General features: G+C 51.5%; 14 protein-coding genes and 3 pseudogenes. 6 read left to right on the top strand and 11 right to left on the bottom strand.

Features of this window, described 5'->3' with window-relative positions:
- The first annotated feature begins 304 nt into the window (after positions 1-304).
- Complete coding sequence (locus ACR0AU_RS21630; protein ID WP_480796302.1) at positions 305-1495, top strand: adenylate/guanylate cyclase domain-containing protein; 1191 nt, start codon at positions 305-307, stop codon at positions 1493-1495.
- A gap of 102 nt (positions 1496-1597) precedes the next feature.
- Here the strand turns inward: ACR0AU_RS21630 and ACR0AU_RS21625 are convergent.
- Positions 1598-1909 (bottom strand): annotated as a pseudogene (locus ACR0AU_RS21625) (GNAT family N-acetyltransferase); the annotation flags it as partial.
- Between the two features lie 421 nt (positions 1910-2330).
- Between ACR0AU_RS21625 and ACR0AU_RS21620 the strand changes: the two are divergent.
- Positions 2331-2780, top strand: a complete 450-nt coding sequence (locus tag ACR0AU_RS21620; RefSeq protein WP_480796301.1) for a DUF411 domain-containing protein — start codon at positions 2331-2333, stop codon at positions 2778-2780.
- Positions 2781-2852: 72 nt separating this feature from the next.
- Here ACR0AU_RS21620 and ACR0AU_RS21615 read toward each other — a convergent pair whose 3' ends face one another.
- The 3 genes from ACR0AU_RS21615 to ACR0AU_RS21605 form a co-directional block, all read right to left on the bottom strand.
- The gene (locus ACR0AU_RS21615; protein WP_480796300.1) at positions 2853-3500 is read right to left on the bottom strand and encodes a Spy/CpxP family protein refolding chaperone; all 648 of its coding nucleotides are present in this window, start codon (positions 3498-3500) and stop codon (positions 2853-2855) included.
- Positions 3501-3574: 74 nt separating this feature from the next.
- Positions 3575-4063, bottom strand: a complete 489-nt coding sequence (locus ACR0AU_RS21610) for a RidA family protein (RefSeq protein WP_170816229.1) — start codon at positions 4061-4063, stop codon at positions 3575-3577.
- A 266-nt stretch (positions 4064-4329) separates the two neighbouring features.
- Positions 4330-5157 carry a sulfotransferase domain-containing protein gene (locus ACR0AU_RS21605; protein WP_480796299.1) on the bottom strand — a complete coding sequence of 276 codons (828 nt, stop codon included), beginning with the start codon at positions 5155-5157 and terminating at the stop codon, positions 4330-4332.
- Positions 5158-5540: 383 nt separating this feature from the next.
- Between ACR0AU_RS21605 and ACR0AU_RS21600 the strand changes: the two genes are divergently transcribed.
- Complete coding sequence (locus ACR0AU_RS21600; protein WP_480796298.1) at positions 5541-7340, top strand: adenylate/guanylate cyclase domain-containing protein; 1800 nt, start codon at positions 5541-5543, stop codon at positions 7338-7340.
- Positions 7341-7580: 240 nt separating this feature from the next.
- Here the strand turns inward: ACR0AU_RS21600 and ACR0AU_RS21595 are convergent.
- The 5 genes and pseudogenes from ACR0AU_RS21595 to ACR0AU_RS21575 form a co-directional block, all read right to left on the bottom strand.
- Positions 7581-7739: pseudogene (locus tag ACR0AU_RS21595) on the bottom strand (transposase); the annotation flags it as partial.
- A 276-nt stretch (positions 7740-8015) separates the two neighbouring features.
- Positions 8016-9065: a GFA family protein gene (locus tag ACR0AU_RS21590; RefSeq protein WP_480796297.1), complete on the bottom strand. Its 1050-nt coding sequence runs from the start codon at positions 9063-9065 to the stop codon at positions 8016-8018.
- A gap of 182 nt (positions 9066-9247) precedes the next feature.
- Positions 9248-10201 carry an ornithine cyclodeaminase family protein gene (locus ACR0AU_RS21585; protein ID WP_480796296.1) on the bottom strand — a complete coding sequence of 318 codons (954 nt, stop codon included), beginning with the start codon at positions 10199-10201 and terminating at the stop codon, positions 9248-9250.
- Positions 10202-10344: 143 nt separating this feature from the next.
- Positions 10345-11325 carry a nuclear transport factor 2 family protein gene (locus ACR0AU_RS21580; RefSeq protein ID WP_170473712.1) on the bottom strand — a complete coding sequence of 327 codons (981 nt, stop codon included), beginning with the start codon at positions 11323-11325 and terminating at the stop codon, positions 10345-10347.
- A gap of 265 nt (positions 11326-11590) precedes the next feature.
- A pseudogene (locus tag ACR0AU_RS21575) lies at positions 11591-11896 on the bottom strand (integrase core domain-containing protein); the annotation flags it as partial.
- On the opposite strand from ACR0AU_RS21575, the gene ACR0AU_RS21570 reads away from it, so the two are divergent.
- Both ACR0AU_RS21570 and ACR0AU_RS21565 read left to right on the top strand, forming a co-directional pair.
- Positions 11866-12366, top strand: a complete 501-nt coding sequence (locus tag ACR0AU_RS21570) for a hypothetical protein (RefSeq protein ID WP_480796295.1) — start codon at positions 11866-11868, stop codon at positions 12364-12366. The pseudogene ACR0AU_RS21575 and the gene ACR0AU_RS21570 overlap by 31 nt on opposite strands.
- The gene (locus ACR0AU_RS21565; protein WP_480796294.1) at positions 12350-12886 is read left to right on the top strand and encodes a hypothetical protein; all 537 of its coding nucleotides are present in this window, start codon (positions 12350-12352) and stop codon (positions 12884-12886) included. Before ACR0AU_RS21570 ends, ACR0AU_RS21565 begins: the two co-directional genes overlap by 17 nt.
- A gap of 170 nt (positions 12887-13056) precedes the next feature.
- Here ACR0AU_RS21565 and ACR0AU_RS21560 read toward each other — a convergent pair whose 3' ends face one another.
- Entirely contained in the window at positions 13057-13230 is a 174-nt protein-coding gene (locus ACR0AU_RS21560) for a hypothetical protein (protein WP_480796293.1), read from the bottom strand.
- 429 nt (positions 13231-13659) lie between these two features.
- Positions 13660-14076 carry a c-type cytochrome gene (locus ACR0AU_RS21555; protein ID WP_480796292.1) on the bottom strand — a complete coding sequence of 139 codons (417 nt, stop codon included), beginning with the start codon at positions 14074-14076 and terminating at the stop codon, positions 13660-13662.
- Between the two features lie 459 nt (positions 14077-14535).
- On the opposite strand from ACR0AU_RS21555, the gene ACR0AU_RS21550 reads away from it, so the two are divergent.
- Positions 14536-16146, top strand: coding sequence for a DUF1254 domain-containing protein (locus tag ACR0AU_RS21550; protein WP_480796291.1), 1611 nt, complete (start codon positions 14536-14538; stop codon positions 16144-16146).
- Positions 16147-16464: the final 318 nt, after the last annotated feature.

Genomic DNA, 16464 nt, shown 5'->3' with positions numbered 1-16464 from the left:
CACTTTTGTGCGGATCTTAACGAAAACAGGTGGGTCAATTTTATTCGCTCATAACCCACCTAAGTGGGTCAATTTTGCATGCCGATTCACAGTCTAGATACCGAAAACCCTAAAGAACCCCGCAGAAAACCGTAAAAACCACGAAACCAAAAGAGTTTCCACACAGCCTCGGCTCATAGCAGGCGGCCGTTATGCTAGAAGGATTGTCCGCTCCGCGGCCAATGCGGACCTATTGGTCTTGTGCAAGTGAACATTTGTATCGGATCATTCAGCCAAGCCACAAAATGCCTGAGAGGCGGAAATCATGCGGGTACTTCTGAGTGAAATTCGAGATGCCAAGCACACGCGAGCCGCGTATATTGTGGCGCTTCTTGGTTTTATGGCGAACGCCATATGGACTGTAGCCAATGCCTTCGTAGGAGAGAGGTTGGTTACTATCGAAAACGCTATCGTCAGCGTCTTGTTTTTGCTTGCTCTGCTCCTGCTTCGCGGCAACAGGCACGGTGCCGCTGCACTTTTGATTTCGACAGTCTTTCTATTGCACATGTCATTTGTTGCGTTGACCTTTGGATATGCCTCGGGTGCGCATCAGTTCTTCTTGCTTGGGACAGTCATCCCCTACCTTGTCTTTCCTAGGTCCGCCCGTTACGCGGCGAATGGCTTTGCGGCCCTTTCGGGCTTGGCCTATCTGGCTTGCACGGCTTTTCGAGATCAACTTCCCGGAACTGTTGTCGTCGGAGACGAAACGGGTATGGCAATATTGAACGCAGCTATCTTGCTGTTGATCCTAGTGGCGACTACCGCTTTCTTTGTTACAGAGATGCGCAAGTCGGACGATGCGCTGGAGGCTGAACATGCCCGTTCCGAGGACCTTCTCTACAACTTGTTGCCGACTGAGATCGCTGCACGCCTCAAAGACGCCCCGGATCAAATCATCGCTGACAGCCTCGATCACGTTGCAATCCTATATGCCGACATCGTCGGCTTCACCCAGTGCTCAGCCCGAATGGCACCGACCGATCTTGTAAGCTTCCTCAACCGTATCTTTTCCACTTTCGACCACCTTGCGGCAAAACATAAGCTGGAAAAGATCAAGACCATTGGCGACGCCTACATGGTTGCCGCGGTGACGCCTTCTCCCGTGGACAACCCGGTTCAGTGCATCGCCGAGATGGCGCTCGACATGCAGGCCGCCGTGCAAGACATGTCGCCCGAGTTTACCGATGGGTTGCAGCTACGTATTGGCTTGCATGCCGGTCCCGCCGTTGCAGGGGTAATCGGCACCCAAAAACTTTTTTATGATGTCTGGGGCGAGACTGTGAACATTGCAAGCCGAATGGAAAGCCACGGCGAACCGGGCCGCATTCAGGTAACTGGTCTGGCCCAGGAAGAACTAAAGACCGAATATACACTCGAAGAACGCGGAACCATTGAAGTGAAAGGTATGGGCGAGGTTAAGACCTGGTGGCTTACTGGGCGGTTAACTTCCCCATAGGGCTCGAAGCGGTCATTCGCCAAATCGCAACGCATGTCCACATCGCAGACAACCCAGACATTCGACTGGCAACACCTAATGTCTGGGTCAGGGTAGCTGGTGTCACTCGCGCCCAGACGTGTCCCACCAGTGCGGTTGCATGAACTGTGGGATTGCCTTCGTCTTGCCGCTTAGTTTCTCGACCGCTCCAGTCGTCAACTCAAGGGCCATCCACGCTTCATGTGCTGTCAGCAAATCCGGATAGGGCGTCTGTTTGTCAGTCGGGACAAAACCATATCGAGGATAGAAAGTCGGGACGCCCAATACGAACACTGCGTCCGTTCCAATGGACTTTAAGTGTTCGATGCTGGTTTCCATCAGTTCCTTTCCAACACCACGGCCTTGATAGTCTGGCGACACTGCCGCTGCTTTGAAGCTGCCGCAATGGGGTGTTGACCTGCGTCAAAGCAAAGGTAGCCGGATTGCTACTAGGTTGATTCGCACATGGAACAGAACTGTTGGATCAAGCACCCGCGCAGAGCGGCATTCTTGGTCATAGTGATTGCATTGTCAGGGTGCACGGGCAGGCACCACCAAGGCAATTGGCGTGGCCACGGCTTAGAAGGATGCTATGGACCTCACCACGACGTTGATCGCGAGGTCCATTGCCGAGCGCTCGAGTGAACTTGAGCCATACGCGACGCAACACACAAAACGTTTGGCGACCAGTGTTTTTTGGATTGAGATTTAGACCTTGTATCGAAACTGCCCGTTTGATGCTCAGTCCGGTAACATTGAAAAGTTTGGCCTTGGCACAATATCTTTGTAGTCCCATGAGGAAGCGGAGAAGAGACCAATGAAACGACGCGAATTTTTACTAGCGGGTACAGCAGCAGTGTTAGCCACTCCTTCCGTCGGTCAAGAAGCCCCACTCATCAAAGTCTACAAGACGCCAACCTGCGGCTGTTGTTCCGCGTGGGTAGATCACCTGATTTCCGCAGGATTTCGCGCCGATACGCTAGACATGGAACAGGAGCAGCTGTGGTCGCTTAAAGAACAAATGAATATCTCAGATGAGCTTTCCAGTTGCCACACTGCAATTATTGGGGACTATTTTGTCGAAGGTCATGTCCCGGCAGTAGATATCTATCGACTTTTGTCCGAACATCCTGAAGGCCTCGGCCTAACAGTTCCAGGCATGCCGATGGGTTCACCCGGCATGGATTTTTCAGACGAACGAGAACCTTATGAAACCTTGCTCGTTGGTCTGGATGGAACAACGAGTGTGTTTGCTCGACATAGCTGAGAGATTGGATGAAGGGCAATCAGATTTCCCAGCTCCATGTCCAACATTAGTTTGCGCTGATTTCAAAAGGATTCAGCTGCAACCGTTGTGTTTTTTCCACATGGTTGGGTCGTGGCCTTCGGGCACATTGGAGCACGGGTCGTTCGCATACCCTCTTAGAATGCTGTATTGCTGGATTTGATCTGCGCTCAACAGCGGTGTTGTTTGCAGGTGCCGGGACAGATGAATCAGTCGTAATTCGGCCCTGGCCGTTTCTGCCGCTTTAACAAGTTTGTTTAACTCGGCTAAGTCAAGCTGGTCACCGGCAAACGCTTCGCTCAACGCCGCTTCGGCCTCAATAAACCGCTCGCCTGCGACGATTGCCTGTTTGCGCATTTCAGAATGGATCGTGCCAATTCTTTCCACCTGATCCTTCGAAAGTCCAAGTTCATCTTGCAATTCGAGCAAGTGTGCTGGGCCTGGTTTGCCATTCAGCTCCGCTGGTAAAGCAAAACCCCAACCTCCGCCGCGCCGCAGCTCTTCTAGATCGGTCTCAGATAAGCTTTTGATGGTCCTGGATTGCAGACCGGCGTATGGCGTGACTTCAGCGTCGTGAGTGTGACTTTGCGAGAGCGCTACTTGAGAGTATTGGATCGTACAGAGCGCCGTTACAATCAGAAACTTAGGCATAAACTTAATCATGGAGTCTCCTTTCTGGCTCACCCAAATGCCTTCTTCCATACAGTACTTCTGCCCGGCGCAGCGACATTCCTGCTCCTCTTTGACCAGTACGTCGTTCCGGATTCACGTGTATTCTAGGCCGTTGAGACAATAACCTCTGCTTCGATTTCAATTGGGAAGTTGATTGGTAGGCCTGCCACCCCGACCGCCGTACGTGAATGGCGGCCAATCTCTTCTCCAAAGACGTCAATGATCAAATCCGTGAACCCGTTGAGAACCGCAGGCGTATCGCTGAAGCCAGATTTGCAATTTATCATCCCATGAACTCGGCACCACCCCGTTATTCGGTTTAGACTGCCAAGTTCGCGCTTTAGACTGCCGAGAATAGAAAGCCCGACTTTGCGTGCTGAGGCGTAGCCCTCTTCCACAGACACATTTTCTCCGACTGCTCCAAATGGCGCGGCCGGAGTACCGTCTATTTCTTGTGGTCCATGACCAGATACGAACGCCCGGTCGCCCCGAACGTTAATCCACGGAAATGGCAACACCATACCAACAGGCAATTTTAGCGGCGCAGGTAAAATGATGTTGTGGTCTACCAATCGCTGTTCAGCGTCGATCATGGTACTCTCCCTCGCAGCACTTGCATGGATCTTACCATAAACCATGCCCAAAGTCGGTCTCGACCACCAAACTTTGCAAGGTCCGCTTCGTCCACATTTGAGTCATCTGGCGAAACCGCGGCGAACGGCTGTTGTTGGTTAGGGCAAACCCTGGCCGCGTTCGCGGGCATGAATGACCCCTCATCGTGGTTACGGGTCATCCGGCAAAAAGTCTCAGATGGCCGAGACGGTCCCGAAGCGGCAATCTTTACTAAGAAAGCGAGGTCCTAAGCAGGAAGCTCTCCGCCAGACTGAACCCATCGCGCGTCGGCTTCCGGAAGCAACACTGCAAGACGTTTGTGAAACGCAAGAAGGTCTTCGTCTGAAAGCTTGCCCTCCCACTTGCGACTGCTTGCGCTATCGAAGAAGGCTGACGGGTCTTTAAAGGTTGTGGACCGTTGTGTTTCTTCCTTAGCACTCGCGCGTGCATTGGCTTGCATGTTCTCGAACTGCATACTTTCCGCAATTGCGGACAGCATTTCATCGCCAATTTTCAAACCAAGTACGGAAGCGAGCTTTCTAGTATGAGAGAGCAAATCGCGCCGCATATCGGCGTAATGGAAAATGTGTATGTTGGGATGTTGGATGTTTGACTTGAAGGACTTGAAATGATGAACGATGGCGTCAAGGGTGATCCCATCGGCCATCTCCTCTCGAACGGTCTCACCAAGAAAAAGGGTGAATGAAGCTGTCGGCTCATCCGGGAACCTGTCTTGGATCAGGTCTTCCTTCAGGTTTGCCGCATGTCGGCGCATTGAAAAATGGGCGTCGATTGGGTGTCTGTACACCGCGATGTAGGTGCAATCTGGATCGAAAGGAATGCCGTCAAATGGCGTATGGGTCTTGATGCATCTTCTGTGGCTTTGAGCTTCAAACATTCGAGCTATGGGGAGTTGATCTCGAAACGCAGGGTCGAGCCAAACCGACAGATCATCCATGACCTTGTCCATACCTGGCTTTTCAAACAAGAGCGACAGCACAAGGGCTTGCGTCCATGTTGTTCCGCACTTTGGCGGTGTTGCAACAATCACATCTCCTTGGCGCAGCGCGAACATGTCCCAAATCCGATTGTCGGTGAGACGTGTTCTGTACTCGAATGCCTTTCTTGAAGACGCCCGTATCGTCATTCTGATTTCCGCCAATGGACCCTTAATGAAACGATAGCAAGCATGCGGCGCTGAACCTAGAATTTTGATGGCACCCGAGTAGGAAGGCCTTTCAAAGTGCCAAGCCAAAATCTTGCATTCGCGGCTAGAAGCTCGTTTTGCCCTCAAGGCAGTCATACGCAGCACCTTGCTCCAGTGCCTGTGCTGCGGTGTAAAGTCGAAATTACAAAGTTCGGTTTTTCGAGGTCCGCTTCTGCCTAATTTACCCAAAAGCAAAAAGCTTGCGTGTCGTTATTCGGTCACTGATGTTCATTGAATATTGATCGCGATTTATGCGCGAAACCCCTAATATCCCTTTGACACTCCTTCACAAGGGATACGCGGGAGGATTTTGTTTGGAGCGGTACTTGGCTGCCATACTCGTGGCTGATGTTGTTGGCTATAGCGCGCTTGTCAGTGCTAACGAGGAAGCCGCATTGCACACATATAGGGGCCACTTTAGGGCGCTGGAGCCGCATGTCGGCCTGAATGGCGGACGCCTATTCAAAAGAACCGGTGACGGTTTTCTTGCAGAGTTTTCCTCGGTTGTAGATGCGCTAGCATGTGCGGAAACGATGCAACGTCAGATGGCTGAGCGGAACGGGGCGCGCGGGCAAAGTCCGGAAATGCAATTCCGTATGGGAATTCACGCGGACGATGTTTTTGATGACGACGGTGATGTTCTTGGTGACGGCGTCAACATCGCGGCCCGGCTGGAAGGTCTTGCTCCTCCCGGAGGGATCATCGTTTCAGGTCGGGTTTACGAAGACCTTGTGGGTAAGGTGGATGTATCATTCACCGAATTGGGGCCGCAATATCTGAAGAATATCACACGCCCTGTAACTGCTTACTCGGTACAAACAGCATTTGCTACTGAATCCCCGATAATTCAATCTCGCCCAGACAAGCCATCGGTGGCCGTTTTGGCGTTTGACAATCTTTCGCCTGATGCTGAACAGGATTACATTGCAGAAGGTATAGCCGAAGATATAATAACCAGCTTATCCAGAGTGCCCTGGATATTCGTGGTCGCCCGAAATTCCTCTTTTTCTTACAAAGGGCTTTCGGTTGATGTGCGTCGTATCGGCCGAGAGCTTGGTGTCCGCTATATATTGGAAGGGTCCGTTCGCGGCGCTGGTGACCGGTTGCGTGTCACGGGTCAGCTGATTGATGCGGAAACCGGGTCTCATGTTTGGGCGGATCGATACGATGGCAAGCTCGATGATGTTTTTGAGCTTCAGGACCAGATTACCGAGGCTGTCGTTGCTTCGATTGCGCCAGGTATCCGACAAGCTGAAATAGACCGTGCTGCTCACAAGCGCCCTGACACCCTTGGAGCCTATGATCACTTCCTACGTGCGCAGTCCTTGATCTACAGGTTCAATTTCACTGAAGCAGACGACCATTTGTCAAAAGCTCTTTCACTCTCAAGTGAGTACCCATTGGCAAGCGCTCTTCGAGGCTGGATCCGCACTTTGCTATGGAACCCGGATACGCGTCCAAACGAGGCCCGATTTGATTGCGCAATTCAGCTGGCACATGAGGCTCTGGCGGCATCACATCTTGACCTAGAGGCGCAAGCATATGCCGGTTACGTACTCGCGTTTCTGTCGGAGGATACAGAGTACGGTTTGTCACTTGTGGATCAAGTCGTCGAGAGAAGCCCAAATTGCGTTTCAGCCTGGGGATCCAGTTGCGTACTGCATGGCCTGATGGGTGAAGCGCAGGTGGCACAAGCTCATGCCAGGGAGGCGCTCCGACTAAACCCGAATGACCCACTAAACTACCGGGTCCACATGGGTATCAGCCTGTCGCAAATCGCGGAAGGGAACTGGCGCGATCTAAGAGAAACTGCCCAAAAAATGCGTGCATTTCATAATACTGTGACTGTCTTTCGCCTGAACGAACTTGTGGCGGAAATGGCTCTCGGCAATGGGAGCCGAGCTAGAGAGCTCGCAGGTATTCACATGTCGCGGGAACCCGATTTTAGCGTTTCAATGTTCCGGCATATGCGCGCTCGTATCTCTATCGCAAAACCAGAAATCTATGACGCCTACTATAAAATGCTGGCAGCCGCAGGCATTCCTGATTGACGACACCAGTTGTAGACCAGCGGCAAGTCATAGCAAGTATGCAACATGTGGAAACATATTTTTTGCCGCTGGAAGAATGCCCAATTTGGTCTGCGAACAGTCGTTGAAGTGAATAGCGGCGAGCGGCAATCGAACCTTCGCGGCGCTCGGCGTGAACGATTGCTCTGCGGAGATAGTGTTGAAAAAGTCGACGTTGGAACTGCCGATGAGCGATGGCAAAAGCCGCTTGGGATGTTCCTCTCAGCCTGTTGGTTCTGGTTGCGGGGCTAGTTTTGCGAGTTTCCTTAGGTTTTGAGCTGTGGCTGCGAGTTGGAACTGCTCATATGCACCTTTGGGTCCTCGAAGTCGCATCATCGGTAGGCCGATGTATCGCTTCAGGTGGGCAAACAGCATCTCGACTTACCTTCAAGGAAAGTTTCGAGATGGAGGTGCTGTCGCATGTTAGAACTGTTGAACGCTGCGATATGGCTTCAATGGAAATCGAGCCGATCAGTAGATCGTGAGCCGGGGACACTGGAAAACTGGGAAAAACGACCGAGCGATCTGGTCTACGAGCGTTCAGTCGTTGTGCAGCCGCACTAACGTCGAATGGGCGCCCGCATTGGGCTCGATGTTGTCATTTTCTCAAACGCTAGGAATGCTCTCTTTGCGGATAAAGCAGAAATCGCTCGATCACTAAAAAACCTCAGGCGGCTTAGCCAAAGGTCCCCAAGTTTCAGGGTCTGGTAGACCGACACTTGACCATGCTTCTTGCAAAACTCTAGAGTCCGAAGACCTTGTGCGAGGTAAGTCATCCAAAATATCAAACCATGGCATTTTGCTTTCTATTCCAGAGTGGACTGAAGGAGCAAAGTTTTCTGGTTGGTCGAGGCTCGAAGTATGCAGAACCAGATAGGCCGTTTCTCTTGGCTTAACGAGCTTATAAGTTAGGCTTGCGCCGCATTTGGCACAAAAGCCACGATTTGCTATTGGCGTAGTTGCGAAGTATCGAGGTTCCTCGGTGAGAAATCGAACAGCAGAAGCGGGAAAGGCCGCCCATGCATTAACTGCTGAACCAGAAAATTTTCTGCAACAACTACAATGGCAATACCCTGTGCTTATGGCGGGTGCGTTTATTTCATACCGGACCAACCCACAGATGCAGCCACCTGTCACTAAGGTTTTGGCCAATTCATCTTCATCAAAATCCAGAAAACCCCCTTCTTCGCCGGGTTCTGAAACGGTCATGTAGACATGTATTGGAGTATCAGTGCTCTTGAGTCTTTTGTGACCGCAATCCGCCAGCGGAAGATCTATCTTGCCCGCTATTTGCGCCATTACTTCTCCTGAAACCGCGATTCCACCTGGTTCCGCTATTGCCTCAAGCCGTGCGGCAGTATTTACGCCGTCTCCGAGAATATCGTCGCCGTGTACAACGACATCACCGAGCGAAACTCCGACGCGTAAAATGAGTGGGTTGTCACTGTTCGATTGGCGTGCTTCGCGCGCGCACGCTCGTTGAATGTTGATTGCACAATTGACCGCCTCAAAGACACTCGAGAACTCAGCCAAAAACCCATCGCCAGTAGACTTAAAAACACGACCCCGGTTTGCTTCCACCTGCATGCCGATGATTTCACGTTCTAGTTGAACCAACTTAGCTAATGTTCCGCTTTCATCGCGTGATACCAATCCTGCGAAACCGACTATATCGGTGGCCAGAATGGCCGCTAATTTGCGTTCCATCTCCCTTGCTCCGAGCTAAAAATCTCCAATTGGTGCCTGCTTACTTTAGCATAAAATCGGTCGGAGCGAGCCACGGTGGCTGAGGTGTTAATTTCCAACTTTGAAAGACCGTTCGGGGCTGCGAGCGATCAATCATGCTCATCGCAGAAAATGGCAGCGCTGAGCCCAAAGCCGAAAGAATCCTATTCTTGCCGACCTCGTGCCTCGGCCGCCCGTCGAACTGCGAGTACCGCTGTGGCGTAGTCTCCCAAAGAAATCCCTCTGAAAGCGAATGCAGCCGGTTTCTCGCTTAAAGTGGTATCGACTGCTCCCGAGACAATTTCCGTCAAATCTCCAGTTACTCGCTGATATGGCAGCATTGGTTTGTCGCTTTCAGATTCCTGTTTTCGGTCGTCAACAATAACGGTTTTGAAAGCGGTCATACCCTTTGGAAGCCACGGAATGCAGGCATCTGTAATGGCGGCGAAGGCAGTCGGCTTTAGCCATCGGGCATCCAGAAAAGGTTCGATGGAATAGTCCAAAGTTATTGATGTCACTACCAGATCGGCATCCCGCAAGGCGTCCTTGGCACTGGTGGCTGTTTGGGCCTCGAGGCCCATATCCCGAGCCCGGCGACAAAGCTTGTCGACATTCGCTTTGCCACGTCCGAACACACGAATGCTTTTCAATGGGAAAACCTCGGAAAACGCAACTAAATGGGAGTGAGCTTGCACGCCGGCCCCAACAAAAGCCACTGTCTCAGCATTTGGATCGGCAAGTCGACGCGCGGCGACGACTGACAGCGCCGCTGTTCTAACAGCCGTTACCCAATTTGCCCCTAAGACTGCCCGGAGAACCCCGGTTTGCCCGTCCATTACCATGATAGCGCCGTTAATCGCAGGGAGCCCCTTTGCCGGATTGTTCGGACACACCGTTACCTGTTTGGTCACGATGAACCCATCATCTCCTACTGCCAAGGTCGACATTGCGTACCGTCCATCCCCGGGCAAAATGGCTGTCTTGGGGGACGTATGAAGCTGCTTACTTGCCTTGGCTATCAGCGCAGATTCAATCGCGTCAGCAACTTCCGAAGGTTTGATACCTAAACCTTCCAAGTCCTCGTCAGAAAGATAAGTTATTTTGCTTTCAGAAGTCATGTTGGCGCCGCTCCATTTTACAACCCGGCTTCCCGATTAGGCTATCAAATAGCGTGTTAACATAAGCTTTGGGTGTCTAGATTGGGACTTCACTCGAGTACATTATTCGTTGCACTGGGATTTCTGTTTTCATGCTTACGGTCTCAAGTTGTCTCAAGCCAGTTGAGTTTGAAAATTGTATGCTCTCCTTCGAGACCTTTAAGCGGAACAGTCATTTGCTCGGCAAACTGAAACTCCTGTGATCCGCCCACCATGATCCGTGTGGCATCCGAGACGCGGATGTCACTTGGTGCTGCCAGGGCGGCTATACGTGCTGCTTTGTTGACAACAGTCCCGAAGTGATCAGCATCAGAAGTTATCACTTCGCCGGTATGCAAGCCGATGCGAACCCGCAACTTTGGCTCGTTTGTTTCCGCCGCGTTCGCCTGTTGAATATTTTGAGCTGCCAGCAATGCTGCCCTTGCAGAAGCAAAAGACGACATCACCCCGTCTCCCAGTGATTTCACCGTACGTCCACCACTCCCGACGATCTGCGTTTCGACAAGTCGCAGATGTCTTCCAAGGGCGTCGCTCCAAAGCGTATCGCCTATAGCCTCAGCGATTTTTGTGCTGTCCGCGATATCGGTGAACATGATGGTCGCTATACCACTTTGGCCGAGTTCGTGGGGTGTAGAGAGGGCGGCATCAAGCAGTTCCTCAAAGCCTCTGGCCTCATACCCAAATCCCTCTACGTTGTTGACCGGTAGGGAATTGTGAACGTGCACAATCTTCCAGGATCCTTTGTCGAGTTTCAGAATGACCGTAGAACGTAGGTGCGCGATCTGTCCTGTTTCAATACCCTCAATGCTTGCTTCCCATTCGACCCAACCGAGTGATCCGCATTCAAATCCTCTCAGGTCTTTTGGGTGCCACTTGAACCGTGGAACCTCACCGATGTATTGCTCCATACCGCGACGCAGCGCATCGCCTTTCCAAGCCTCGCCGTGTGCTGAGCCAAAGTATGACAGGGCAGCGTCGTCAGAAAATAGATGTGCCACCGTCTCCCCATCGCCCCGACCGTAGGCGTTGATCCATCGTGCCACTATAGCGGCGAGTTCCGAAGAGGGGCTGATCGTATCTCTCATGCCAAAACCGTCGCGTCGATAGCCAGAAAACTGCCTCGAAAAACATGACCTTCGCACGTCCATTTTCTATAGAAGCGTATCATGGCAGAACCTTTCTCGAAATCTCGATTTCTGAGGTCCTGTCAGTGTAGGCCAAGCCGGGGCGGCCATAAAGACAACCCGTTTCAATACCAAACTGATAACAAAAGCGCTTCACGTCGACTTCTTCCAACCCACCGCGAAAGAGCCTGCTGAGCAGCCTCATCTGACTGGTCCAGTTTGATTGTTAGTGCATTGTTGGCCTCTGATCCATGTGGATGATGGTTTCCGGGGCTGGTGGGCGATAACCCAATGCACTGTGGGGTCTCTTGTTGTTGTAGTGTTTCCTCCATTTTTCGATCAGGATTTGGGCCTCACGTAAGCTGTAGAAGATCTCGCCGTTGAGCAGTTCATCTCGCATCCGCCCGTTGAAGCTTTCGCAATATCCGTTTTCCCAAGGTGACCCTGGCTCGATGTAGGCGGTCTTCGCGCCGACGGCGGTGATCCAGTCCCGAACAGCCTGTGCAACGAACTCAGGGCCATTATCCTGTCGAGGTCAGTTTCAATAGTCAGCGAGACTATGGTTTTGTACTGGACCAGCTTGCGGCCAATGCATCGGTTAATCTGTCGATGATTGATCAAGATGTCAGCTACGGAATCTTTGACTTGAAGGGTTCCAGCGCGGCAATTCGGTCCCTTCGTTCCGCCTGCGAGTCAGATATTAACCAGGGGGCCTCCTACGAAGCGCCCGAAGGCATCGTCTATTGTGGTGGAGGAGCGATAGAGCGCGTGATCGAACCCGTAATTTTGGACAATCCAGAGGGGGAGTGGGACGCGCGAGTAACGGTCAACGGCGAGTCGATCAGAGCCATGACGGCCTACAGCTACTTCGGAAACTCTGAGCCACCGGCCGGATTTGTCGTTGCCCTTCTTGGGGAAGACAGGTCCGAATTTCTGATTTTTAACGAAGGCTCGGCAAACTGGCTGGAATACGGGGACTACAGGTATGAACAATGCAACTGAAGCCACCTTCCAACCGACTTCCCAATTGTCAAGCTACTTGAAACGTTTGGTATCTGCGATCCTGCTTGGTTCGGGCCTGGTTTGGACCTCACCAGTTGTCGCGGCTGACGTTTCGCAACTTCCAACCGGTTTGCGAGCAAAGGTTGATCTGGCGGCGCGGGCATGCGCGGAGTTCAATAACGGTCAGTTTGACTTAGATTGGGGCGCGGTTGAAAGGGTCGATCTCGACGGAGATCTACAACGCGACTGGGTTTTGAATGAGTCTGATTTTGCGTGTTCGAGCGCCGCATCTCTTTACTGCGGAACTGGCGGATGCATGTCGCACTTCTTGATTGAAGAGGAGGTTCAATCCTTGCTCAACCAGGGCTGGACGGTTGTTGATTTTGGGCGTCAACGCGTTGTTGTTGCGGATATTCATGGATCCAATTGCGACGGAATAAACCCAACGCCTTGCGTCACCGCTAGTATTTGGGATGCGGACGCTAAGACGTGGCGCTCATCTGCTGGCGATTGGGAATAAGTTGCATTTGAAAATTGCAGATAAGCCACAGGAGCTGATTTGCCCATAAGTTTGCGCGTTTCAAAGTACGCGCTCAATTTAAAATAGTTTCTGTGCGGATTCTACAACTTTAAAACACTGTCCTTCAATCAAAAGTGCACTTTGATTGACTGCCTTCAACCTTTGATCGATCAAAGTGGTTCACTCGCACTGTGGCGATAGACCGCCAGAATGAACTTCAGCGGCTGGAGCTTGAGTTTCGCGGCAGAGCCTTTGAAACCAAAAACAGCCCGCAGGAAATTGCGATGGGTCAGTTCGAAACTCATCTGGCCGGACATCAATACCAAGGTATGATATAGTTCCATAATGAGCACCGCGACCTTAATCAGCCTTACCCTTTCATTTGCTCTCACCAGCCTATGCATTTGGCTGGTGCGTCACGTCGTAAGACACAGCGGTCGAGACAGAACAGTAGACCCAGAGGCCGTGAAAGAACTGATGCGAGCCATTGACTGGTCACAACTCGATAGAGTCTTGGATCGGCCCCGGTGACAAGCCGCCCAACGCTCAATGCTCTTAACGACTGTCTCAGGGATCGCTTGGCGTTAAAATGATTTTGCGCAAATTTGAAAACAGCCCACGAACAACTAAAACAAAATGTTGAAGCGTTGCGCTTATCTGAAGGTTACCTCGATAGCTTCGGATGTCGACAACCATCGTTAAGAGCATTGGTGTAGTCCGCCTTGGACTTTGAGCGGCCATCCGTTTAGCGTACTCAGCTGCGGATCAGAACTTCACGGAACATATCGTTCCGGCTTCGGAGACTGAATACTCTCCAAATACTCAGCAATTTCGATAAGTCTGGAAGGTATACGCGTAACCAAACCATTACCCGTATCGAATTCGATAGTAGGACCTTCATTCAATTCGGTAATTATAGGCATGTCATCGCGAGGTTCTTGTACTTTCAAATAACCGTCCAAGATCGACATGACCTCCAACATAGGCCAAACGCCATCCCTGCGGTCGGAAATCTTTGTTAAATCAGCAGGCTGTGTTTTCAAATCAGCTGCGTCAGGTCCTTTTCCAGATGCATCGATTCCGTGACATCTGGCGCAATGATCAACAAAGAGGTCTTTGCCAAGGTCCGAAAACTCATCGGCCACAGATATCGTTGCAACCGAAGAAATGCCCATGCTTGCAACGATCATAAAGTACCTCATAATCCGGAGGTCCTTTGCTAAACGAGAGTTCACTACAACAAAAATGGACCGACATCTTCCGCCGGTCAACGTCGGTCCTTTAACACATAACGTTCGCTACCCGCTTCGGGCCGCAAGCAGCCAGTCATGTGCACCGCAGAAAACGGCAGCACCGAGCCCATCGCGTCGCTTGCTGCGCTCCGTTCAAACTGGTGCAATGCGTGGTATGCAGACAAAGTCAATGGAAGATTCGGACGAGTTTGATCACTTCCGATCCCCTCGACACTGCGACTCAGCTTCCGCTAACCCGCCGTTTGTTCGCCATGCAGCGTGACAAGCCGCACATGCGACCGCAGTGCGAACAAAAAAGGCGTAATGCTCCAGGAAGCACGTCGGCAGAGAACTTGAAAACGAGCCATGAGTTGTGTGATTTTATCCGCGAAACATTAGTCGTTTTGGAGATTTGCAGTGCCCTTAAAATTGTCGTTGCCTCTGGCTCTTGCCGTTCTGGCATCAGTTCCAACAGTTTCGTTCAGTCAGGTATCCGCTGACACGCTCTCATCTATATCGACGCCGGCGCGCATCGAGAGTCGCATTGGCACGCTTGATTTCGATAAAGGTACTCCAAGTGAGCAGGCTGCACAGGCCATCTACAACCATTTGGACTTTACCTACGCATTTCGTGCGTTCACGGACACCTTCAGTGGGGTAAGCCTTCAGGCCGTCCGCGAAGGTTTCAAAGATGCGGGCATCGGCGACAACGAATTTGTCATGTTCTCGCAGCTGATGGATTCATCATCAATTTTCCTGACAGCCAACGCTGATACCGTCTATTACATTAGCTTCGTTGATCTCTCTAATGGACCAATGGTTTTTGAGTCGCCTCCGGAAGCTCTCGGAACAATTGATGACATGTGGTTCCGATGGGTCATCGACTTTGGAAAGCCTGGTCCTGACCGTGGAGAAGGCGGCAAATACCTTTTGGTTGGCCCGGAATATGATGGTTACTTGCCAGAAGGGGAATTCAATGTTGCGCACTCGCAAACCGATCAGGTTGTTATATTGGGTCGGTCTTTTTTGAAAGACAATGATCCCGCACCAACGGTTGCTGAAATCAAGGATACAATGAAGCTATACCCATACGCGCAAGGTGGCATTGGTATGCCAATTGCCCGCTTCTTGGAAGGTGGAGTGGAGTTAGGGAAAAACGCCGAAGCCAAAGCGCCTGTGTACCACGAAGGAACGGGACGGGCGTTCAACACCGTCCCACCAAATGATTTCGGCTACTTTGAAATGCTGAATCGCCTCGTCCAGGAGCAGCCTGCAAACTCACTTGACCCTGAACTTATGGGGCCGATTGCCGCCCTTGGCATCATTAAGGGCAAAGACTTCAAACCCGATGATCGAATGAAAGAAATTCTGACAGAAGCAGTCGCTTTGGCCAACGCAACAGGTCGAACGCTCGGGTTCGATGCGCGTGACCCGGAATGGTACTTCTACGAAGGGTCACAATGGTTCAATCCTCTTTTTACCGGCGGCTATTTGTTTGAAACGCCCATACCTGAGATCACGGCTAATGGTGCAAAACCCTATCCACCCACAGGGCACAAAAAGAACGACGCCCGCACTGCGTTTTTTTATGTTGCAACAGGTATTACGCCCGCAATGGCGATGCGTCTCACCGATGTCGGCTCACAATACTTGTTGGCCACTAAAGACGCCAACGGACAGTATTTTGATGGCGCGGCCACCTATAAAGTGACGCTTCCACAGAATATCCCGGAAAATAACTTTTGGTCTCTGACAGTTTACGATAACCAAACGCGATCAATGTTGCAGACTCCTCAGAAGTACCCTCGCGCTGGTAGTCAGAGCTTTCCAACTCCTGCGGCTGAGACTGCGGAAGACGGTTCTACAACCGTCTGGTTCGCACCTCAATTGCCGGACGGTGTGGCACAGGGCAACTGGATTCAAACTGATCCAGAAAAAGGGTGGTTCGTCATACTGCGTCTATACAGCCCACTTAAGTCATTCTTCGATAAGTCTTGGCAAGTCGGAGAGGTCCAACCTGCACAATAAAAGGTTCTTCGAGCTGTACAGGTTGGAGCGCGAGGTAATCATTTGCAAGACGATTTGATGCCCTGGTGTTACGCTGCGCAAGCAGCGTAACCGGAACCGACAATGCCCCGCCAGGGCACCCTGCGCTGGACGGTTATGTACTATCCCATCTTTGGGAATGGCCGCTTTTGGTTTGGGCTTAAGGCTGGAACTGCTACACCGCAGCAAGTCGGCTCAGAGCCCAAGAGTGTGAATCGGCATGCAAAATTGACCCACTTAGGTGGGTTATGAGCGAATAAAATTGACCCACCTGTTTTCGTTAAGATCCGCACAAAAGTG

This window comes from Ruegeria sp. CG1 (assembly GCF_056537265.1).
The sequence above is the reverse complement of the archived record's forward strand: the minus strand, read 5'-3'. Positions and strand labels throughout refer to the sequence as shown.